The organism is Gynuella sunshinyii YC6258, from assembly GCF_000940805.1.
Classification (GTDB): Bacteria; Pseudomonadota; Gammaproteobacteria; order Pseudomonadales; family Natronospirillaceae; genus Gynuella; species Gynuella sunshinyii.
Genome location: NZ_CP007142.1, coordinates 5,889,233 through 5,913,959, shown reverse-complemented (window position 1 = coordinate 5,913,959; position 24,727 = coordinate 5,889,233). Strand labels below are relative to the sequence as shown.

2 protein-coding genes (1 of these 2 only partly in view) are annotated in these 24,727 nt (G+C 57.7%); both read left to right on the top strand.

The window, feature by feature from the left end; all coding sequences use genetic code 11:
• Positions 1 to 19,760, top strand: the 3' portion of a protein-coding gene (locus YC6258_RS30000; protein ID WP_044619203.1) for an SDR family NAD(P)-dependent oxidoreductase. It extends 7,687 nt beyond the left edge of the window; only the last 19,760 of its 27,447 coding nucleotides appear in the window; its start codon lies beyond the left edge, outside the window; the stop codon is at positions 19,758 to 19,760.
• Positions 19,757 to 24,727 (top strand): non-ribosomal peptide synthetase, encoded by a 4,971-nt coding sequence (locus YC6258_RS24460; protein WP_052830554.1) that lies wholly within the window; start codon positions 19,757 to 19,759, stop codon positions 24,725 to 24,727. Before YC6258_RS30000 ends, YC6258_RS24460 begins: the two co-directional genes overlap by 4 nt.

The following is a 24,727-nucleotide window of genomic DNA, read 5'->3' as shown; positions in this document are numbered from 1 at the left end:
TCTGGGGGAACTCCAGTGCCATCCTGGCATCACGTATTGCCTATCATCTCGATATCAAAGGCCCGGCGCTGGCCGTAGATACCGCCTGTTCCAGTTCGCTGGTGGCGATTCATCTGGCCGGTCAGGCGCTGAGAAACGGGGAGGTCGATATGGCACTGGCCGGCGGAGTCTATGTACAAAGCACGCCAGCGGCTTATTACACCCCGGCAGATCAGGCCGGCATGTTATCGGCCAGTGGCCGTTGCTACACCTTTGATGCCCGCGCCGATGGTTTTGTTCCGGGCGAAGGCGTCGGGGTCGTTGTGCTGAAGTCACTGGATCGGGCGCTGGCCGATGGTGATCACGTATTAGCGGTGATTCGCGCCAGTGGACTGAATCAGGATGGCGCAACCAATGGCATTACCGCGCCCAATGCGGCAAGTCAGGAAAGCCTGATGCGTGATGTTTATGAGCGCTTTGATATCAACCCGGAATCGATCCAGATGGTGGAGGCTCACGGCACCGGTACGCCGCTGGGTGACCCGATTGAGTTCAGCGCTCTGAAGCGGGTGTTCCGTCACTATACTGATCGCCGTGGTTTCTGCGCGTTAGGGTCGGTCAAAACCAATATCGGTCACGCCGGTACGGCGGCGGGGGTGGCCGGAATCATTAAAATCCTGCTGGCGATGCGCCATCGGCAGATACCGGCGTCACTGCATTTTGAACGTGGCAATGAGGCTATTTCACTCGCGGACAGCCCGTTTTTTATCAATACAGAGTTGCTCGACTGGCAGGCGGACGGCCCCCGTCGTGCGGCTGTCAGCTCCTTCGGCTTCAGTGGTACCAATGCCCATATGGTGCTGGAACAGGCGCCTGAACCAGCGAACCGGCAATGGACCCGGCCCGGTTACCTGATCGTGTTATCCGGCCAGAGCCAGGCTCAGTTGCAGCAGCTGGCAACCGCGCTGCTACAGCACTGCCAACGGCATCCGGATGCGCATCCGGGAGACATCAGCTTTACTCTGTTGTGCGGACGTAAACATCAACCGAAACGACTGGCACTGGTGGTCGAAAGCATTGCCCGGTTATGTTTGCAGTTAAGCCAATGGCTGGCGAATTCTCAGCAATACGCCGATCTGCCGGCAGATACCTCCTGGATCGCTGAAGATCTGCAACCCCAGGCACAGGCCCTTATTCAACGGTTGCGTCAGGTGGATGGAGCTGACTATCTGGAGGTTTTGCAACAGCTTTCCAGGCTGTATTTACAAGGCTATCAAGGCGGTTTCAGCGCGCTGTTCGGTGGTCAGGGCCGGCGTATTTCACTGCCGGGTTACCCATTCGCCCGCGAACGTTACTGGATCGAGACTACACAGGAACTGCCCGCAGTACCGAATCCATCTCTGCACCCGATGTTGCAGCAGTCGTCCCGGGACGGCCAGCGTCATTGCTTTCACAGTCATTTCAGTGGCGATGAATTCTGGCTGCGAGATCATCGCGTCAACGGCCAGCGGGTCGTGCCCGGTGTCGCCTATCTGGAAATGGCGCGGGCGGCGATAGCCATCACCACCGCCAGTGATCATCCGGTCAGGCTGGAACACAGCGTCTGGTTGCGTCCGATGGTTGTTACTGGCGAAAACGGTCTTGATGTGAGTATTGAAATAACGCCGGATGCGGGAGTCTGCCGCTGTGAAATATTCAGTCATCAACAGCAGCAAAAGGTGCTCCACTATCGCTGCCAGGGGTACACCGAGACGGCTGCTCAGCCGCCTGCTCTGGCGCTGGCAGAATTACAGCAGTCGCTACAGGGCAATACTTTGACTATGGCGCAGTGCCAACAGCGCATCAATGCCCTCGGGGTCGAAAACGGCAGCACGTTCAAAGCTCTGCAACAACTGAATTTCGACGCTGATCAGGCTCTGGGGCAACTACGACTGCCGGATGATGCCAGTGATGTTGACACTCTGCTGTTGCACCCAAGCATGCTCGACGCAGCGCTACAGACTGAAATCGCCATGGCGGCGGCAGACAGTGTTCCGCGCTTGCCTTTTGCTCTGAATCAGGTGCAGATGTGGCGACCCTGTCCCCGTCAGGCCTGGGTGCGGATCACCCGCGCTCAGGATTGCCGGCGCGGTGACGAGGTACAGAAATATGATCTTGATCTCTGCGATCAGCACGGCCAGCTATGCGTGCGCCTGCAGGGGTACAGTTGCCGGGCAGTGCCAGCCCGGTCGGCGGTAGCAACGCCGGTACAGATCAGCGTTCAACAATTACAGGAACAAGTGAAACAGGTCTTGATCGAACAGCTTTCCAAGGCCCTGGACGTGGGGCCGGAGCGGCTGGAGTTTGATGAGGCCTTTGCCGATTATGGGGTCGATTCGATTCTGGCGGCGCAATTGGCCAACAGTATCAGCCAACAGCTGGGGATCGAACTCAAAACCACGGCCCTGTTTGACTTCAACACCATCAATGCCCTGAGCGACCACATTATCAGTGAACATCGTCAGGCGTTGACGCCGGCAGCCCCGGACACTCAGGTGACGACATCAGTGCCACCTGAGGAGGCCGTCAATGTGGCCTGGGAGCACCACCACGCTGATCAGCCACGCTGGCAACCGGTAGTGAGCGAAAACCAGAACGTCACCGTCAACAATGCCGGGCCAGAAGAAGCCATTGCCATTATCGGTATGAGTGGCCGGTTTGCCGGGTCTGATAATCTGGAGCAGTTCTGGGACCATCTGGTTGCTGGTGATGATCTGGTGGGTGAAGTGAGCCGCTGGGATCTGACGCAGTTGTATCGCGACAGCTCCAGCCAGAAAGCGCACTGCTTCCATGGCAGCTTTCTGGATCGTATCGATGAATTCGATCCGGTGTTTTTCAATATTTCCGGGGTCGAGGCAGAACACATGGATCCCCAGCAGCGGCTGTTTCTGGAAGAGGCCTGGCATACCATCGAGGATGCCGGCTATGCCGGTGAGGCCATTCAGAATCAGAATTGCGGGGTGTACATGGGCTGTGTCGGTGGCGATTATCTGCATCTGATGCCAGGCCGGCGACCCGCTCAGGCATTCTGGGGCAATGCCGGTTCCATTCTGCCGGCCCGCATCGCCTATTTTCTGAATCTGCAAGGCCCGGCGCTGGCGGTGGACACCGCCTGTTCCAGTGGTCTGACGGCCATCCATCTGGCCTGTCAGGCACTGTGGCGCCGTGAAACAACCATGGCCCTGGCCGGTGGCGTGCTGGTGCAGTCCAGTCCTGCTTTTTACACCTCTGCCGATCAGGCCGGCATGTTATCGGCTACCGGGCGCTGCCACACCTTCGACGCCAGTGCGGATGGTTTTGTGCCCGGCGAAGGGGTTGGCGTGGTATTGCTCAAGCGGTTATCGAAAGCACAGGCTGACGGTGACAATATCTCAGCGGTGATCCGCGCCATCGGCATCAATCAGGATGGTGCCAGCAATGGTATTACCGCGCCCAGCGCCCGGGCGCAGGAGCGGTTGGTCCGTGATATCTACGACCGCTTTGGTATCCATGCTGACAGCATCGGAATGGTTGAAGCCCATGGTACTGGCACAGTGCTGGGTGACCCCATTGAATTCAATGCCCTCAGCAAGGCCTATCGCCACGACACCGCGCGCCGCGGATATTGTGCCATCGGTTCGGTCAAAACCAATATCGGCCATACCGGTACGGCTGCGGGTGTCGCCGGGTTGTTAAAAGCCGTACTGGCGCTCAAGCACCGGGCGTTGCCGCCAACACTGCACTTTCGCCAGGGCAATGATCAGATCAACTTTGAGGACAGTCCGTTTTTTGTTAACCGCCAGCTCAGAGACTGGCCAGCTGATGGCGGGCCGCGCCGTGCAGCGGTGAGTTCGTTTGGTTTCAGCGGCACCAACGCTCATGCGGTGATAGAACAGCCACCGGAACGGGCAATTCCGTCGCGTTCACCGGGCCGGGCTTATCTGCTGGTGCTGTCGGCGCAGAGCCGTTCGCAGCTGAAGCAGCAGGCCCAACAGCTGGTGCAGTTCTGTCGTGAGCACCCCGATACCGATACGGGCAATATCAGCTTTACCCTGCTGTGCGGCCGCCGGCACCTGGAACACCGGCTGGCGACTGTTGTGACCAGCCTGAGCGAACTCGCATCGCGGTTACACAGCTGGCTGGACAGCGACAGGCATATGTCGGTCAGTGTCGCTGAAGTGGATACCACCGGCGTGCGGGAAAAGGCCGGATTAAAGAATTTCGGTAATCAATCTATCGCCGACTGTCACCCTGGCAATCCGGATTACCTCGACCACCTGACCACCGTCATGGAGTTGTTCCAGCAAGGTTACCGGCTTGATTATGCCGGACTGTTTGCAGATGAACGTTATCAGCGTATCTCACTGCCGACGTATCCTTTCGCCCGTCAGCGCTATTGGGTTGGCGATCCTGATGGAACTGATGACAGAGCCGGTGACAGAAGGGTCGTCGAAACGCGGATGACGACAGCCGCGGCAGCCAGAGAGACATCCCGGTCAGCCGCAACGGTCACGGCAGTGAACAGCATGGAGAAAATCCTCAGCAGTGTGCATGACCTCGATGTTTTAGTACCCACCTGGGAAGCGGTGCAGCCGGTATTTGATCCAGCCCTGGCGCAGGATGATCAGCAGATGATTGTGGTCGGCGAAGATCCGTTGGTACAGCCCTTGGTGGACAGCCATGTGAATGCCATCAGGATTGATCTGAATGGGCTGGACATCGATGCCATGGCAGCTCGCTTGGTCATGGCCGGCGAATTTAAGCAGTTGTTCTGGTTTGCGCCCGCAGTGCCACGATTGAGCGTTGATGAGCAGGCACTGATCGATAGCCAGCAGTCTGGTGTCGTGGCCCTGTACCGTTTGTTCAAAGCATTGCAACAACAGCATGCCCAGACTGGTCTGCAGATCACCATCGTAACCCGGGACACTGTTGAGCTGGCCGGTGGCCAGGGACAATGTCTGGCCCATACCAGTATTCACGGTCTGGTGGGCAGTGCCGCCAAGGAATTTCCATATTGGCAGTTACGACTGGTGGATCTGGAGGATCGGGCTACCGCCTTGCCGGATATGCTCAGGCAGCTGCCGTTTGACTCTGACGGCAACGTCAATGTTTTTCGTCATAACGAGTGGTTTCAGCAGCGTCTGTTACCGGTACAGAATCTGGAAGGCAAGCGTGCTGATTACCGTCATGGCGGTGTATACGTCGTGATTGGCGGTGCCGGCGGTATTGGCGAAGCCTGGAGTCGCTGGATGGTTAAACATTATCGCGCCCGGATTGTCTGGCTTGGCCGCCGTCCACTGGATCAGACGATAACCGCCCGGCTCGATGCCATTGCCGCATTGGGGCCACGGCCGTTGTATGTCCAGGCTGATGCAACCCATCAGGCCGATATGAAGCGCGCTGCCGCCGAGATTGGCGAGCGTTTTGGCCGCGTTCACGGGCTGGTTCATTCTGCCATCGTGTTACGCGATAAAAGCATTGCCAACATGGATGAGGCTAACTTTAACGCCAGCCTGAAAGCGAAGGTCGACAGCAGTGTCTACATGGCGCAGGCATTTGCCGGTTTTGGTGTTGAGCAGGTGTTGTTTTTCTCGTCGATGCAATCGTTCACCAAATTACCCGGACAATCAAACTACTCTGCCGGCTGTACGTTTAAAGACGCTTTTGCCAGTCACCTCGCCAGACAGTGGGGGTGTACCACGAAGGTGATCAACTGGGGATACTGGGGCACGGTGGGTATCGTGACGGATGAATATTACCGTCAGCGTATCCAGAAAATCGGGCTGGTTTCCATTGAGCCCGAACAAGGTTTTATTGCCCTGCGGGCCTTGTTGAGAAGTCCTCTGCCACAGGCGGTGCTGATGAAAACCGAGGGACAGCCACAGGTTCCCGGAATCGATCTTAACTGGAGCAGGAACCAGACTCTCGCTCTCTATCCCGGAAGCGTTGGACCCACTCCGGTTTCGACGCAAAACCTGCCCGCTGACATCAGCCGCATTCATCAGCAGGAACAGGAGATCGAACCGATCCTGCTGCAATTTCTCTGGGCGACAGTGCGCCAGTTGGATCTGATCGCACCCGCTCATGATGCTCCCGACAGTGAACTGCGTATCACCGGCAGCCTGCCCGGATTCTATGACCGCTGGCTGGTGGAAAGTCTGCGCCAGCTGCAGGCCCGCCGTGCTGAACTGCAACCGCTGAGTCTGGAAGACTGCTGGTCGCAATGGTGGGCTCAGCGTGAACACTGGCTCGCGGATCCCAATCAGCGTGTCCGGATCGAACTGGTGGAAGCCACCTTGCAGGCATTGCCGGAGATTCTGACCGGTCGAACCAAAGCCACCGATATCCTGTTCCCGAACGCCTCCATGGCCCGAGTGGAGGGCGTCTATAAAGGCTCGACCCGAGTGGATTACTACAACCAGGTGCTGGGAGATGTGGTCTGTGATTATCTGCACCAGTCTCAAGCGCAAGCGGGTTCGGCGCGCCTGAAACTGCTGGAAATCGGAGCCGGTACCGGCGGTACCACGGCGGGATTACTGCCCCGGTTGGCCCCGTTCCATGATCGCATTGATGAATACTGCTATACCGATCTGTCGCGTGCGTTTCTGCTGCATGCCCAGCAGCACTATGCGCCGGGTCATTCGTGGCTGAGAACAGAGTTATTCGATGTCAGCCGGCCGCTGCATGATCAGAAGAATATCGGTGCAGGGCAGTACGATGTGGTGCTGGCGACCAATGTACTTCATGCCACCAGCAATCTGCGTGAAGCCCTGCGTAACGCCAAGGCGGCGTTGCGTCAGGGTGGTTTGCTGGTACTCAACGAAGTGGTGGCGAACAACCTGTTTTCCCATCTGACCCTGGGATTGACCGAAGGCTGGTGGTTGCATCAGGACAGCACCTTGCGGCTGACGGGCAGTCCGTTCCTGTTGCCGGCACGCTGGCTGGAGCTGTTGAAGGCGGAAGGGTTTAGTGCCCAGGCGGTGATTCAAGACGGCCACAACGGAGGGCAGCAGATCTTTGCCGCCATCAGCGATGGCGTGGTGCGTCAGCGTAAAGCCTTTGAACCGGGGTCATTATCGGTTGCATCGCCACCGCCAGCCACGATCACGGAGCGTTCTGAACCGGTATCGACGCACGAGAGCGCAGCTGTTGCTCAGGACTCGGGCGACCTCGAAGCGCAGGCCGTCACATATGTCAAACAGCTGCTTTGCCCGATTCTAAAGTTGTCGGTGGACCAGCTTGATGCGCGCAAGCCGCTGCAAAGTTACGGCATCGATTCCATTCTGGTGGTGCAGCTGACCGAACGGCTGCGGGAAATTTTTCCGGCCATCAGCACGACTTTGTTTTTTGAACAGAAAAACCTGCAGGGGGTGGCACGCGCTTTACTGGCGGATCACCGTGACATCCTGCTGGCACAGTTACCGCAACCAGTAGCAGCACTGGCCAGCTCAGCCACGATCGTGACACCAACGGCAACCACAGATGCCGCAGCGCCACACGACCTGGATCACAGCCTTGCCGGGCCGACCATTCACGACGGTCCGTTGGCGACCGCCAGACGCGATACCGACGTCGCCATTATTGGCATCAGCGGGCGGTTTCCCGAGGCCGATGATATCCAGCAGTTCTGGCATCACCTGACCGAAGGACGCAACTGTATCCGTGAAATTCCCCCGCAGCGCTGGGACTGGCGGCAGCATTTCGATCCGGAAAAAGCCAGGCCCGGTTGCAGTTACAGCCGCTGGGGCGGTTTTGTCCGCGATGTGGATCTGTTTGATCCGCTGTTTTTCCGGATATCGCCGCTGGAAGCGGAAAACATCGATCCGCAGGAACGGCTGTTTTTGCAGACCGCACATGCCTGTATTGAAGATGCCGGTTATTCTCCGGCCAGTCTGAGTGACACCCGCCGTGTCGGTGTTTTTGCCGGGGTGATGAATCAAACCTATGGCAATGAAGCGACTCACTGGTCCGTCGCCAACCGGGTTTCCTACAGTCTCGATTTCCAGGGCCCCAGTCTGGCGGTGGATACTGCCTGTGCATCCTCGCTGACTGCGCTGCATCTGGCGGTGGAAAGCCTGAACAGTGGCAGTTGCGAATGCGCCATTGCCGGCGGCGTCAATCTGGTGCTGTCGTCGCAGCATTACATCGGCCTGAGTCAGATGGGGGTGCTGGCGGCCGATGACCGCTGTAAATCCTTTGCCGCCGATGCCGATGGTTTTGTCGACTCGGAAGCCGTTGTGGCGCTGCTGCTGAAGCCGCTGGCCCAGGCAGAAGCGGACGGCGATGCCATTTATGCAGTGGTCAAAGGTACGGCGATCAACGCTGGTGGTCACACTCATGGCTACAGCGTCCCCAATCCCCAGGCCCAGCAGGCTGTGATCGTTACTGCATTGCAGCGGGCCGGCGTGGATCCGCGCACATTGAGTTATATCGAAGCACACGGTACCGGAACGGCCCTGGGTGATCCGCTGGAGGTTTCGGCCCTGAGCAAGGCGTTCGAACAATTGCGGGTGGCGAGTTCCGAGACCATCGAAAACGCCGGTACGAGTGATGGTCGCTGTGCCATCGGCTCGGTGAAATCCAATGTCGGTCATGCTGAAAGCGCTGCCGGTCTGGTTGGCTTAATCAAAGTCCTGTTGCAATTGCAGCACGCTCAACTGGTTCCCACCCTGCATGCACAGACACTGAATCCCGAAATCAAACTGACTCAATCGCCGTTTGCCCTGCAACACCAATTGAGTCCGTGGCAGCGGCCGCGGCTGTTGATAAATGGCGTTGCCCAGGAGGTCACCCGGCGGGCCGGGGTGTCATCGTTTGGCGCAGGCGGTGCCAATGCCCATGTGGTGGTGGAGGAATATGTCGATGAGCGGCCGGTGGTTCCGTTCCATGGCCGTGTGTTAATGCCGCTGTCGGCCATGAATGAAGAGCGCCTGAATGACTATCTTCACCGCCTGCACGATTTTGTGATTCACGCTGAAGAGTTGTCGCTGGCGTCTCTCGCCTGGACCCTGCAAACCGGGCGGACACCGTTGTCGTGTCGTTTGTTGATCTGCGTTGACAGCGTGGCTGCGCTGCGCCAGACGTTGAGCGAGCTTACGGCCGGTAAAACCTCCGTCGCCAGCCATAACACGATGGCGACAACGGATCTCAATGACCCGCAACTGCGACAGCTGGCGCAACAGTGGCTGTCCGGAGACGAGCTTGACTGGTCGGTTCTCTATGCCACCAACACACCGAAGCGGCTGCATGCGCCCGGCTATCCGTTTGCCCGGGAGCGCTACTGGCGGCAGGCTGAGGCTGTGCCAGTGAAGAGTGTTTCGGAGCACGCTGGTGATTCTTTCGAGCATTACCTGATCAGCGCACTGTGTGAGGCGGTCGAACCCTGTCGGCAGCAACCGCAGGCCCTCAGTGAATTGCATCAGCGCTGGCTGGCGACCAGTCTTGACATACTGCAACAACACCCCCGGCCCAGTGCTACTGCCGACGAATTGTGGCAACGCCATGGTCAGCAATGGCTGGCGGATGCTGAACTGGCGTCCAGAGCACGTCTGGCACATACCTGTGTGACGCAACTGGCGGATGTGCTCAGCGGTCAACGGCCGGCAACCGATGTGCTGTTTCCGGAGGGTTCAATGGCCCAGGTGGAAGCGATTTATCAGGGCTATCCCGAGGCGGATCGTTATCAGGACATGCTGGCCTCGGCGGTGGCGGAATTTGTGCGTCAGCGCCGGCAACAGTCACCGTCGGCCACCATTCGTATTCTCGAAATCGGCGCGGGTACCGGTGCGACCACCGCCGCGGTGCTGAAGCATCTGTCCGCTATGGATCAGCCGGTGACGGAATATTGTTACAGTGACTTGTCCATCTCATTTCTGAACCATGCGCGGGAAAAGTTTGCGCCCGACTATCCATTTTTGACCACTCAGATCATCGATATCGAGAAACCTCTGGCCATGCAGGGTGTGCCTGGACGTCACTACGACTGCGTGATCGCGGCCAACGTGCTGCATGCGACGCATGACATTCGTGTCACCCTGAAAAACGTCCGTCAGGCGCTGGCGGATGATGGCATGATGGCACTCAATGAATTGAATTCACGATCATTGCTGGCACATCTGAGTTTTGGTTTGCTGGAAGGTTGGTGGCGTTACCGTGATCCCGAACTGCGCATTCCGGGTACCCCGGCAATCTCACCACAACGCTGGCAAAGCCTGTTGCCGGAATGTGGTTTTGCCAGTCCCGAGTTCCCGGCAGCCGGACTGCACGACGGTGATCAGCAGATCATTATCAGCAGGCTCGGTTGTGGAATAAGGACAACCGTTGATTGGCCTCAGAGCCCGGAATCCGTTGCGGCACCGCTGAGCACTTTGAATCAGATCAGCCTGCGCAGTGAGCTGGAACATCGCCTGAAGGAATTGATTGCCGGGGTGATCAAGCTGTCACCGGCACGGATGACGGTGGAGACGACATTCGACGAGTACGGCATCGATTCCATTGTGGCCAACCAGATCAATCGTGCGCTCAAGCAGCACGTCAATGAAATCCCCAACACGCTGTTGTTCGAATACAACACCATTGCCGCACTGGCCGGCTGGTTGATCGACCAGCACCCCCAGGCAAGTGCCCGCTGGTGTGGAATGGATGATTCGCAAGCGGCGGTTGCGGCAGCGCTTCCGGATGCCACCGCGACGACCACTGCGGCTGTGCAAGAAGCGTCAGTGACGAGACTCGACAGCTCCCCGACCCCCGAAGATTCCGCCATCGCCATTATTGGCTTGAGCAGTCGTTATCCCCAGGCCGGCAACAATGAAGCATTCTGGCGTTTGTTGAGCCAGGGTGACTGCGCCGTGAGTGATATCCCGGCAGCTCGCTGGGACTGGCGCGACTGGTATGACGCCAATCCGGATGAGGTGATCGGCAGACAGCGCAGTTACAGCAAATGGGGCGCATTTATCCACGACTGTTACGATTTTGATCCGCTGTTTTTCAATATTCCGCCCCGGCAAGCGGCTGATATCGATCCGCAGGAACGGCTGTTTCTGCAACAGGCCTGGTGGGCGCTGGAAGACGCCGGATATGATCCTCAGCGCTTCAGTCCGTCACAACGCGAACACACCGGGGTATTTGCCGGTATTACCAAGCAGGGGTATCAGCTTTACACCCTCAACGGAGAACGGGAACTCCCCAACACCTCGTTCGCCTCGGTCGCCAACCGGGTGTCTTATCACCTGGATCTGCGCGGACCCAGCAAAGCCATAGACACCATGTGTTCATCGGCCCTGGTGGCACTCCACGAAGCCTGTGATTATCTGCGCCATGGTGGCGGACAACTGGCCATCGCCGGTGGCGTCAACCTGTATCTGCATCCGCTGAACTACGTCACTCTGGCCCGTAATCAGGTGCTGGCTGACAGTGATTTCAGTCTGTTTACGCCGGGTGGCCGGGGGTTTGTGCCCGGTGAGGGCTGCGGTGCGGTGGTGCTCAAGCCCTACCAGGCCGCAGTGGCCGATGGGGACGATGTCTACGCGGTGATTCGTGCCAGCGCCGTCAACCATAGTGGCAGAACCAATGCTTACATGGCCTCCAACCCGGAGCGTCAGGCGCAGGTGATCCGCACGGCGTTGCAGCAGGCGCGGCTTGAACCCGCCGACATTGATTATGTGGAAGTGGCAGCCAGTGGCTCGGAAGTCGGTGATTCCATTGAATTGCGGGCGTTGTCCAAGGTGTTTGGCGAACAGGATGGAAAGGCCGGCCGGCAGAGTTTTGGTTCGCTCAAGGGCAATATCGGTCACGCCGAAGCGGCTTCCGGCATGGCGCAGCTGAGCAAGGTTTTGCTGAGCATGCGCCATGAAACGCTGGCCGCAACCCTGACCCGGGGCGAGCTGAGTGAAGCATTACCGTGGTCATCGTTGCCGCTGCATTTGCAGACCGAAACGACGCCGTGGCCGCAGGCAACCGATGATGACGGTCTGCGTCCGCGTCGTGCCGGTATCAGCGCCGTTGGCGGCGGCGGGGTGAATGCCCATGTGATTGTTGAGCAGCCAATATTGCCGCCGGCATCAACTCCGTCTCAGCCGGTGGTGTTTGTGCTCTCGGCCAAACACGCAGAGGCGCTGCGGGCGCTGGTGACGGCCTGGGTTGATTATCTGGAGCGGCCGCTGGCGCAGCTCGATCTGGTCCGGATTGCCTGGACCCTGCAGCAGGGCCGCGCGGCAATGCCGGTACGGCTGGCATTGGTCTGTGAAACCCTGGAACAGTTGCGCAATGAGCTTCAGACCTGGCTGGCTGATCCGGATGCCAGTGCCTGTGTCAGTACGGATTCTGGCCCGCTGGCTAACGGCACAGGGATGATTGATGAGCGGGAGGCAGCGCTGGCGCAACGGTCGTTGCCCGCGCTTGCAGATTTGTGGGTACAGGGCGAGTCGGTTCGCTGGGCCGCATTGTATGCGGGCCCGGTCCGCCGCCTGAACGGCTTGCCGCTGTATCCGTTTGCCCGCCAGTACTGCCGTTCGAGTGCTTCAATGGCCTCATCGGCGACAGCCATCGCGACCACGGAGACGCCTGCACCCCGGACTTTTGAGAACAAAGCGGCGGAGTTCTACACCGTGGTGGCGCATGAATACGCCAGTGATGAGATTGAAGAGTATTTAACCCTCAGCCCATTTCCGCAGCGAGAGCCGGGATTCTCGATGACGGCGTATTTCAGCAACGAAGAGTTTCACCGCCGCTGGCAGCCTTATGTGCTGAGCAAGCAGATCGAGTTACGTCAGGTATTGTTCTTTAAAGAGCCGTTCAATCGCATGCAGCGGGTGCTGGATTTTGGCTGTGGTCACGGCGCTGATGTGATTCAACTGGCGGAAATGTTCCCCAATCTGCGTACTCATGGTTTTACCATTACCGAAGATCAGGCGCGCCTGGGCAATCAGCGCATCAACAGCAGGCAGCTGACCTCGCGGGCGCGGATTTTCCACAAAGACAGCGGCAAGGATGCGTTTCCGGACCGCTATGATCTGATTTTCGGCATCGAAGTCAGCTTCCACATCCGCAATAAAGAAGGGCTGTTCGGGAATATCCAGTCGGCCCTGAAAGAAGGCGGCAGAGTGTTGCTGATGGATTACATCGCCAATCTCTCCGGTGCCATTGTCGACCCGGCGGTGGAGATCAGCATTCCAACCCGGGAGCAGTGGCCGGAGTTGCTGGCGAGACACGCATTGCGGATCGATGAACTGATCGATGTCTCCGCTGAAATCGGCAACTTTGTCTACGATCCGGATTGTGACAAAAACACCGCCCATCTGGATAAAGTCGCCCAGGACAGCTTTCGTAACTTCACCAATCAGGCCATTTCCCTGGAGCGTGGCTGGGTCAGCTATGTGTTGCTGAAGCTGAGCAAGGACAGCAGCCTGAGTGTCGATGAGTTGCACGCCCTCAATACCGCCAGACTGAGATCTGCGATTCCCTATCGTCAGGCGCTGGCGGAGATGCAGGCCGGTGATCCCCGTGTTATTTATCCGCGCTCAAAAACCGACCTGGCGACCATCCCGGTTGATGAACCGCAAGCCGCCGCAACGGTGATAGAACGCGCAACCGCCAACGCAGATGTGACGGATCGTCTGGCCAGCATTTTTACCGATCTGCTGGGATATCAACGTACCGACATCCTCCGACTGCCGTTCAGCGAGCTGGGTATCAGTTCCATCAATGCCGTTGAACTGTTGGAGCGCATCAACACCACCTTTGCGCTGACCCTGCCGACCAGTGTGGTGTTTGAAGCGGAAAACCTGCAGGCGCTGGCCGCCATGATCAGTGAGCGGCTGGTACCGCCTCGGCCGGTTACTCCCGCATCAGCTGCAACCGTTGCCGAAAGCGGGATCACCAAGATCGGGATGTCTGAAGCTGAGGTCTCCAGATCCGAGGTGATTGAACGACTGACGGCCATTTTTACCGACTTGCTGGGTTATCAACGTGCCGATATCCTCCGCTTACCGTTCAGCGAGCTGGGTATCAGTTCCATCAATGCCGTTGAACTGCTGGAGCGCATCAATACCACCTTTGCGCTGACCCTGCCGACCAGTGTGGTATTTGAGTCGGAAAACCTTCACGCATTGGCTGCCATGATCAGTGACCGGCTGCCAGTCAGTTCTGTATCCGTCGCCCGTCCGCTGGTGCAATCGAGCCCGGTGGTCAGTGTCCATGGCCATGAGAACGACGCCGTCGCGGTAATCGGTCTGGCCTGTCGCTGTGCCGGTGCCGATGATGCTGAGGCGTTCTGGCAACTGGTCAGCGAAGGCCGTGTCAGTACTCAGGATATTCACCGGGCAGACTGGCTGCGCTTTTTTGAGCAGCACGGTGACCAGGCCGTGCCGGCCCATTATGGCTACATGGACAGCGGCGAGTATTTTGATCCGGCCTTTTTCGGGATTTCTCCCAAAGAAGCCCAGGCCATGCACGTTTCCCAGCGTGTGCTGCTGGAAACCGGTTATCACGCCCTGGAGGATGCCGGTTATGCGCCGGGGTCATTGAGGGAACAGCAGGCAGGCGTTTTCGTGGGCGCAATGAATAACATCGTCAGCCCCGCTGATGACTTCAGCCATTACGCCATGCTCGGTGGTGAAAACAGCATTTTGTCCTCGCGGCTGGCATTCTTTCTCAATCTCAAAGGACCGGCGTTAACGGTTAATACCGCCTGTTCCTCGTCGATGGTGGCGTTGGATATTGCCTGCCAGCATTTGCGCGGTCATTCAGTCAGCATGGCACTGGCCGGCGGGGTGTCGATTTACGACAGCCCGGCGCATTTCGTGTCGATGAGTAATATTGGCATGCTGTCGCCCACGGGCTGTTGCCGACCCTTCGATGCTGATGCCGATGGCACGGTCGTCGGTGATGGGGTTGGCATGCTGGTGCTGAAACGGGTCGCCGATGCTGAACGCGATGGTGACCGGGTTTACGCGGTGATCAAGGCTTCCGGTACCAATCAGGATGGTCGCACCTCCGGCATTACGGTGCCGAGTTTCTCAGCCCAGAGTCAGCTGGAACAAACGGTTTATCAGCGGGCGGGTATCGATGTCGAGGACATTCAGTATGCCGAAACCCACGGTACCGGCACTCATCTCGGTGATCCGATTGAGATTCATGCGTTGAATGAAGCGTTCCGTCAGTTCACGCCGCGCCGTAACTTCTGTGCGTTGGGAGCCCTGAAAGCCAATATCGGTCATGCCGCCGCCGCAGCCGGGGTGCTCGGTGTCATCAAAGTGCTGCTGGCCATGCAGCATGGTCAGTTCCCGCCGATGGCGCATTATCGCCACAGTAACGCCGAGATCGACTTTGACCAGAGCCCGTTTTACGTGCCCCTTGACGCTCAGGAGTGGCCGCTGAATCGTCATGGCCGGCGACTCGCGGTGGTGAGTGCCTTTGGCTTCAGCGGCACTAATGCGCATATGGTGCTGGAATCCTCTGGCACACCAACGGTTAACGAAGTACAACCCGACGGGCCGTATGCCATGCTGCTGTCTGCCCGCACTGAAAAACAATTGAGCGAGGCTGCTCGTCGGCTGGCCGCTTATGTACGCCGTCATCACCCACCGCTGGCAGCGGTTGCCCGCACCTTACAGACCGGCCGGGATCACTGGCCGGAGCGGCTTGGTCTGATCGTCAACAGCGAGCAGGAGTTGCTGGCCCAGTTGCAACAGTTCTGCGACGAAACCACCTGCCCTGGCAGCGGTGTTCGTGGTCGTGCCGGAGCCCCTTCGGCGTTGATGACCCTGATGCAGCAGGATGCCGAGTTCGACAGCATGCTGGCGCGCTGGGTCAGCCAGCGGCGTTATGACCGTCTGCTGGCGTTGTGGGTCGGTGGTGAGGATATTCACTGGCAGGCGCTTTATCAGGAGCATGCGCCCATGCGGATCAGCCTGCCGGGCTATCCGTTTGATCGACAATGGCGGGCCGTCGAGCGGACAGTTCCTTCTGTCGGTGTCCCTGTGACGCAAGCGGTCACCGCTGCTGAGCCGCAGTCAGAATCGGCGGCAGCGTCCATCAGCACTTTTGTGGAGCAGTGGCAGCCAGCAGCACTGAGCCATGGAGAATATCAGCCGAAGTCTTTGTTGTGTCTGCTGTCACAGCCCGATCACCAACGCATGGTGACTCAGGCGGTGAAACGGATATTGCCGGACTGCGAGGTGCGCTTTGTCAGCCAGGGGGCCGGCGGTATTGATCGTCATCAGCCTGAGTCGTTTTCCCGGGCGTTTGCGCGACTGGCCGGGCAGGCTAAACCGGTGGATACCGTGTTGTATCTGTGGCCGTTGGAGGATAGCGCCTGTATCGAGGATCTGACGCTGCCGATGCAGTTGCTACAAGGATTGTTGACTGCGGGTCTCAAACCCCAACGGATAGTATGCGCCGGGCCGTTTGCGGATGCCCGCCAGCGTTGCCTGGTGGAATCCTGGTTGGGTATTGAGCGCTCACTGGCGCAGGCGGTATCGGGGGTTCAATTCGCAACGTTGTATCAATCGGTCAATGCGGATCAGCCCTTGCAGTCCGACATCGATGCCTGGGTGACACTCATGCTCGCTGAAGTACAGGCGAGGGAACTGCGCAGCAGTCTTTATCAGCAGCAGCAACGTTTTGCCCTGAGTCGTCAACCGGTCAGCTTGCCGCCAGCCAATCTGAACAGCAGCATGATCCGGACGGGTGGGTGTTATCTGATTACCGGGGGCAGTGGTGGGCTGGGCATGATCTTCGCCGAGTTCCTGGCGCAACAGTATCAGGCCCGTCTGGTGCTTATCGGTCGCCGTCCATCTGGCACGCAACAGGCTGAGCAGTTGCAGCGGCTGCGAGAACTGGGTGGCGAGGCCATCTATCTGAGTGCGGATGTCAGCGATCACCACGCCATGGGTGCTGCGATTCAGGCCGCGAAAGCGCGCTTTGGCAACATCCACGGTGTCATCCACGCCGCCGGGGTGGAAAATCCGGGCACCTTGCTGTCCACCACGCTGCCACAGATGCGCACGACTCTCAGTGCCAAGGTAGCCGGTACCCGGGTGCTGGATGAGCTGTTGCAGGCAGAAACGCTGGATTTCTGTTGCTACTTTGCGTCCAGCTCGGCGTTGCTGGGAGATTTTGGCAGTTGCGACTACGCCGTCGGCAATCGTTATCAGACCGCCTATGCAGCGTACCGTAATGAGCTGGTACGCCAGGGACAGCGTTACGGTCAGACGGTGGCAATAAACTGGCCGCTGTGGCAGGACGGTGGCATGTTCCCGGAACAGCAGGCCCAGCTCGAACTTTATCTCAAGGCCAGTGGCCTGCGATGTCTGAACCGCGATGAAGGGGTGCAGATCTTTGAACAACTGCTGCGACGGACTGAACAGCCGCAACCTGAATCCCATTGTCTGGTGCTGGCGAAGGCGTTGCCGTCTACTGATCCTCAGCCGCCGGTGACGAAACCGCCGGTGCAAACCCCTGAGGCCCCGGAGCAGCGGATTGCCGCCGCTGCCAACCTGCGGGAGCAGGTCAGTGCCCATTTACAGGAACAGATCGGTGAGTTGCTGGGATTTGAATCCGGACAGTTAAGTGAGGACTCACTGCTGGCGGATCTGGGCTTTGATTCCATCAGTCTGGTCAAACTGAGTCATCAGCTCAGTGATCATTACCACTTGGACATTACCCCGGCGACCTTCTTTCGTCATGCCTCGCTGGCGTCTCTGGTCGAGTACTTCGTGACTGAACACCATGAGGCTGTGACACGATGTTATGCCTTGGCACAGACACCTGTTGTGGCCAACACCCTGGCGACGGCATCCAACGCTGAGCCGGCGGTCATGGAAACAGCCGTGGTGCCGCAGCCCGCCCACGCGCATCAGGAGATTGCCATTATTGGTATTTCCGGTCGCTTTCCCGGTGCCCGTGATGTCGACGAATTCTGGCAACTGCTGATCGAAGGCAGAGACTGTGTCGCGCCAATTCCGCCACAACGCTGGAAGGTGGAGGATTATTATGATCCGACACCGGGCAAGGAAGGCAAAAGTTGCAGCAAGTGGGCCGGACTGCTCAGTGATGTTGATCAGTTTGATGCGGCTTTCTTTGGGCTGCTGCCGGCCGAAGCCGAAATGATGGACCCGCAGCACCGGTTGATTCTGGAGGAGTCCTGGCGGGCGCTGGAAAATGCCGGTTGCAGCGCTGAATACATGGCCGGGCGTCACTGCGGTGTGTTTGTCGGGGCTGCCGGGATGAACGAATACAACGGCATGCTGAAGCAGGCCGGCCTGGTCAATGCATTCTCCCTGTTGGGCAACAGCGCCGCCATGTTGCCCACCCGTATCTCCTATTTCCTCAACCTGAAAGGGCCGGCGATGCTCATCGATACCGCCTGCTCATCATCGCTGGTCGCAGTGCATCAGGCCTGTCAGAGCATTCGCAACGGTGAGTCGGAGATGGCCCTGGCCGGCGGGGTATCGCTACTGCTGACGCCGGAGCCGTATTTGTGGGCCAGCAGCGCAGGCATGATGTCACCGACAGGACGTTGCCGGGTGTTTGATCAGTCCGCCGATGGGGTGGTCTGGGGTGAAGCGGCGGCGATGATTGTATTGAAGGATCTCGATCAGGCCCGGCACGATGGCGACTACATTCATGGCGTTATCAAAGGCAGTCTGATCAATCAGGACGGTCATTCCAATGGCATTACCGCGCCCAATGGCGAAGCCCAGACCTCACTCGCACGCGAGCTTTACCAACAGCTGGCGATTAATCCCGAAACCATCAGTTATGTGGAAGCCCATGGCACCGGCACCCGTTTGGGGGATCCGGTGGAAGTGGAGGCACTCACCGCTGCATTTGCCGGGTTCACGCCGGCCAGGCAGTTCTGCGCTATCGGATCGGTCAAAAGCAATATCGGTCATACCGCAGCGGCTTCGGGCATCGCCGGGCTGGTGAAAGTGGTACTGGCGATGCAGCACCGGCAGTTGCCGCCGTCGCTGCATTTGCAGCAGGAAAACCCGTATATCCGCTTTGCCGGGACGCCATTTTATCCGGTTAAAACGCCGCAGCCCTGGACATCTGACAATGGTCAGCCGTTGCGCGCGGCGATCAGCGCTTTTGGTTTTTCCGGTACCAACGCCCATCTGCTGCTGGAACAGGCCCCGGCTGATACCGACCGGTCTCAATCAGAGCAGACTCTGGACCGACCGCAGGCGATTGTGTTGTCGGCGAAAACCAAATCCCAGCTCACGGCCATGGTTGCCGAGCTAAGGCAATGGCTGCCCGACACCGATGCGCCGCTGACCCGGATTGCGGCGACCTTGCAACTGGGGCGCACCCGGTTCCGCGAGCGGCTGGCAATGGTGGTGAGCACGACCGCGCAGCTCAAGGCTGAACTGGATCGGTATCACAGTACCGGGCAGGCGCAGTATCTGGGGCAGCAGCAACGGGAACTATCCAAACAGCCGCCGCTGCGTTTATCCGGTTCGACTGCCAGTTCCCTTGAGCAGGCGCTGGCCGGTTGGGTGAATGGCCGATCGGTCACCTGGGAAGATCTCTATCCGCACGGTATTGGCAAAGTCCCACTGCCGGGACACCCATTCAAACGTAAATCCTACTGGGTTAACGCTGAACCCGCTGACCTGCCGGCAGACTTGAAACCACTGCCGTCGGAGCAGTACGCCAGCGAGCCTGATGCTGAGCTTAGGGCGCAGCAGAGCCAACAAATAACATCAGAACTGACCCGTTATTCGCGAATACTCAGCTCAACGCTGACCGAGGAGCAAGTATGAATATGACTGTGAGCCGATTTGAACAGACTGCCATGGAATGGATAGCAGACATGCTGGGAATGGATGTTGACGAGTTGACCCCGGAACTGCACCTCGACGCCGATCTGGCGCTGGATTCGATCAAGATGATGGCGTTGATGAGCCATTTATCGCGGCGCATGAACGCCCATGGCACGCCGATGGAGGGGGACGCGGTCATGCCGGAGTTTATGGTGCATTCACAGACGATTGGCGATGTGATCGGTTTTCTCAAGGCTCAGGCAGGGTTGACCGATGATGAGCCGGTAACGCCCGACACAGAAAAACCGGTCGCAAGTGCCTTATCTGCAATCGTCGAAGATGAGTCACTGGGCATCCTCTATTCGCAGTATTTGTTTGTCGTCAGTCGTTATGTGGCCGCCGCCAGCGCCCTGTGCCATACCGTTCGATTGCGCGGGCCGTTTGATCTCCAGCGGGCTCAGGACTGCTGGCAGGCATTGATCATGCGACACCCGGCGCTGCGCGGTTATTTCAGCATCCCGGCCGGGGCAAACCGAATGGCCGATTATCGTTTCCTATTGCATGCTGATCCTCAGGTGCCGGCGATCAAGGTCACTGATCTTCGTCATCTCGACCACCATCAGAAGCAGGAGCATTGTGAACAGGCATTTGAGGGCTGGATCAATCATCGCTGGGACATCCGGCAGTGGCCCCTGCATCAGTTTTCGGTGCTGCAACTGGATGATGACTGCTTTGAACTGGTGCTGGCCAGTGATCACGCGATTTCCGATGGTCTTGGTAACCAGCAGATGATGCGTGAGTTTCTGTTGCTGTATCAGGCCCATGAAAATGGCCAGGAACCCGAGCTGCCGCCGGCCACTACGGCAGACGCATATCGTGCCATGGTGCAGCGCCTGAACAGCTACGACGATGCCGATGAACGGCAATGGCTGAACCAGTATCTGCAACAGCAGGGACGTGAGGTGTTCTTCTGGAACCCCGGGCAACGACCGCCTCCGGATAAAGACGGCCGTTTTCGCAACCAGGCGTACCGGCTTTCCGCCACGGAGACAGCAGCGTTGCAGCAACAGGTGGCCCGCTGGCGGGTGCCTGTGAACGCTATTCTGGTGACGGCAATGCTCAGAGCGCTGGTGCGGCTGGGCCCGGAATACCCGCGATATATCATTCAGATTCCCACCAGCGGCAAAGTGTACCCCGGTGCCGATGCCTCCGGAATGTTGGGGCCGTTCGCTCAGAATATGGCCTTGAGCTTTGCAGCGCCCAGGGCCGGGGAGAGTTTCAGGCAGCAACTCGAACAGGTGCAGCAGACCCTGCAATCGGCGCTGATGCAGGGGGTGGATCGGACGCAGACCCGGCAACTGGGGCTGGTGCTGAAAGACCAGCTGGAGTTTGAAGGGGATCACTTACCCCAATGGCTGAGCCAGATGTTGAGCAAAGGGGTGAAATCCAACGTGTATATGCCTTATACCGGCAACAGCCACATTGAACGCCAGTACGGCTCCCTGGCGGTTGATGGCTATCGCGCCGGTACCTACAACAAGGCCGGCACCATCGATCTGCAACAGGAACTGTTTGATCGTCGCCTGCTGGTATTTATGAATTTTGACAGTGATTTTTTTGATCAATCCAGTATTGATCGTCTGGCGGATACCTATCTGAATGAGCTGCGCGACTGTGTGTCACTGCTGAACGGCAAATCATCAGTGGATGCAGTACCAACCGGTCAGTTCGCCGATGAACCGCTGGCACGACATATTCGCCAGCTGGCCAGTGAAATATTAGCGCAACCGCTCGCGGCAGAAGATTGCCAGCGCGATTTGGAAGGCGATTTGGGTATCGATTCCCTCGAACGGGTGCGGATCATCACTCGGTTGATCCAGCATTATCAGCAACGGGTGAATCGTCGGCAGTTGTTTGAAGCTCGCAGTATTACGGAGATGGCGCGTGCCATCGGCGCATCGGTGCCGGCTGAGTCCATTTCATATTCGGTTGATCCGGATGCCATCATCCCCGGCGACGATATTGCGCCGATCCCTTATCTTCATTTTGTGGCTCAAGCCCGACAAAACCCGGAGCAAATTGCCATCTCGACCGCAACGACTCAGCTGAGTTATCGCGAACTCGACCAGCGCTCCAATCAGCTGGCGTGTTATCTGCGGGAACAGGGGGTCAGTGAAGGCGACCTGCTGGCGGTTCTGTGTGATCGCGGTGCCAATATGGTCATCAGTATGCTGGCGATTCTGAAAGCCGGCGCTGCCTATCTGCCGCTCGATGCTGGATTGCCTGCGGCGCGTATCAAAGCGATGATGGAACTCGGTGGGGCTGAGTGGCTGCTGACGGAAGTGGCAGTGACGGACAAACTGATTGGTGTGTTGACTGAAGGCGCGCAACTGCAACAGATTGTGTATCTGGATGATTACGCCAGCATGCTGCCAACGTCTCTGGATATCCAAAGCACTCAGGTGACCCGCTCTGTATGGGGTGAATACAGTGATGAGGCACTGCCACTGAATCATAATCCGGATGCGTTGATGGCGGTGATGTTCACCTCCGGTTCCACCGGTACGCCAAAAGGCATTGCCACCACCCATCGCAGTTATATGAGCCGCTTGCGCTGGCATCAGCGGATGTTTCAGATCCGGCCCGGAGAGCGGGTCTCGCAAAACACCTCCTGCAGCTTCGATATTTCCATCCGGGAAATTTTCTGGCCTTTGATGGTCGGCGCGACGGTATGCCCGGTGGATCGTGCCATCGTTGCCAATCCCTGGCGACTGGCTGACTGGTTGCAAGAGCAGAAAATTCAGGTCTTTCAGTTTGTGCCGTCATTGTTTACTGCATTTGTCCAGGCGATGGTGAATGAGCCGTGGCAGTTTCCCAATCTGCGCTGGTTGTTGTTTAGCACCGAACCCTTGTCGGCCAAACCGGTCAGGCAATGGATTGATCGTTTTGGTATGCGCATTGGTATTGCCAATCAGTATGGTCCAAGCGAATGCGCCATTGAGGCCACCTGCCACGTAGTCGAGAAGCGACCGGCGGATGATGAGCTGACGATACCGATCGGCAAAGCGATGGATGACGTACATATCCTGCTGCTCGATGAAAACGGTCAACGGCTGGGCTTCGATGTCATGGGCGAGGTTTACATCGGTGGCGTGCAGGTGGCACAAGGTTATCTGGGCAACGATGAGGCAACGAACGCCGCGTTTGTCACCAATCCCTATCCGGATATTCCAGGTGAGCGGCTGTACCGAACCGGTGATCTGGCAGTCATGAAAGCCGATGGCAATTTGATCTTCCATGGCCGTCGGGATAACCAGATCAAAATTCGTGGCAACCGGGTTGAACTGGGTGAAGTGGAAGCGGTGTTGTTGAAAGACAGCTCGGTACAGGAAGCGGCCGTGATTGCTGTCGATCATGAAGAGCAGGATGGCAGCAAGCGATTGATTGCCTGGCTAAAAGGCGATGCCGAGCAGGAAGACCAGATCCGGGCCCGACTGGCGCAAACGCTACCCAATTACATGCTGCCCCATCGTATGCTTTGGCTGGAGCGGTTACCACGCAATTACAACGGTAAAATAGAACGGCAGAAACTGCATGAACAGTATCAGCAATGGCTGCAAAACGATGACCCCAGTGAACAGTTTGAACAACTGCTGCCACTGGGACCGGGTCAGCGCTGGTTGCTGAGTTATTTCGACGAGCCCTACCAATGGTGGGGGCTGTCGCGTTATACCTTTAAAAAACCGTTATCGCCTTCAGCCTTCAGCAAAAGCCTTAATCGAATGGTTAACCGACATGCCAGCCTGCGTACCACATTTGTCCGCTCCTCAAGTGGGGAGTGGCAACAAAAGATTCACCCAATCAGCGCCGGTTTGAAACTGCACCCCGAGTTTCTCGATGGAACCCATCTCAGCGCAGAACAATACCAACAGGCCTTACAGGCAAAGTTCACCGGTTTTGCTGACAGCATGCGTATTGACTGTTGGCCATTAATGAAAGTCTGGGTGGTCAAACGCGCTGAGCATCGCCATGAAATCTGCATCGTTGCTCATCATATGTTTGCCGACATGGTCTCCGGGCAGATCATGTTTCAACAACTGTGGCAGGATTATTCAAATCTTCTGGTCTCTGATTTGCCTGATCACAATGATGAACCTGAAATTGCGGGCTACAGCGATTTTGTCAACGAGCTGAGTCAGCGTGAACAAAAAGGCATGCTGAGTCTCGACCTTGATTACTGGCAAACCAATCTGACCCCGGCACTGGCATTTTCGGCGGATTATCCCGATGGAGACAACCGCGAACAAAGTACCGCCTTGGCCAGTTTTGTTCTGCCTGAAGAACATTCTGATCAACTGTTACGCCATGCCAGAAAAAGGTTTGGTGCGACGTTACATACGGTATTGCTGGCGCAATGGTATCAACTGATGAGCCTTAAGACCGGACAACAAAGAGTCATCCTAAGCCATCGGATGAACGGCCGGGATCTGGGTGACACAGCACTGCGGTTTGCGCACAGTATTGGCAACTTTGCCATCAACTTTCCCGTGGTGGTGGAAATGCCGCATAACGCCTCCTGCCAGCAACTGGTAGCGGCAGTTCAAACGGCATTCAAAGAACTGCCTTCCGGGGGTGTCAGTTATGACTGGTTAGGTGGGAAGCTGGCAGAAAATCTGTATCCTGATAACAAACTGACACCACTGCGCATCAACTACCTCGGGCATACCGATGACCTGGACTCGGAATCATTTGAAATTGACTGGGACACCGCCAATCGCCGCTTCATACCAGATCAACAAAAGCGCACCACCGATATAGAAGTGCTGATGTTCTTCAGAAACAAACAACTGCACCTGGACATCGACTACTCTCGGCAACGCTATCGCGACGAAACCATTCAGGAATTAGCGGAAGGATACTTCGCGCTGATTCGCCAGATGATGGAGAGTGTTGAGATGGCGCTTTGA

Coding starts and splice junctions, on each gene's coding strand:
- YC6258_RS24460 (WP_052830554.1), top strand. CDS start 19,757: ATGAATATGACTGTGAGCCGATTTGAACAGACTGCCATGGAATGGATA.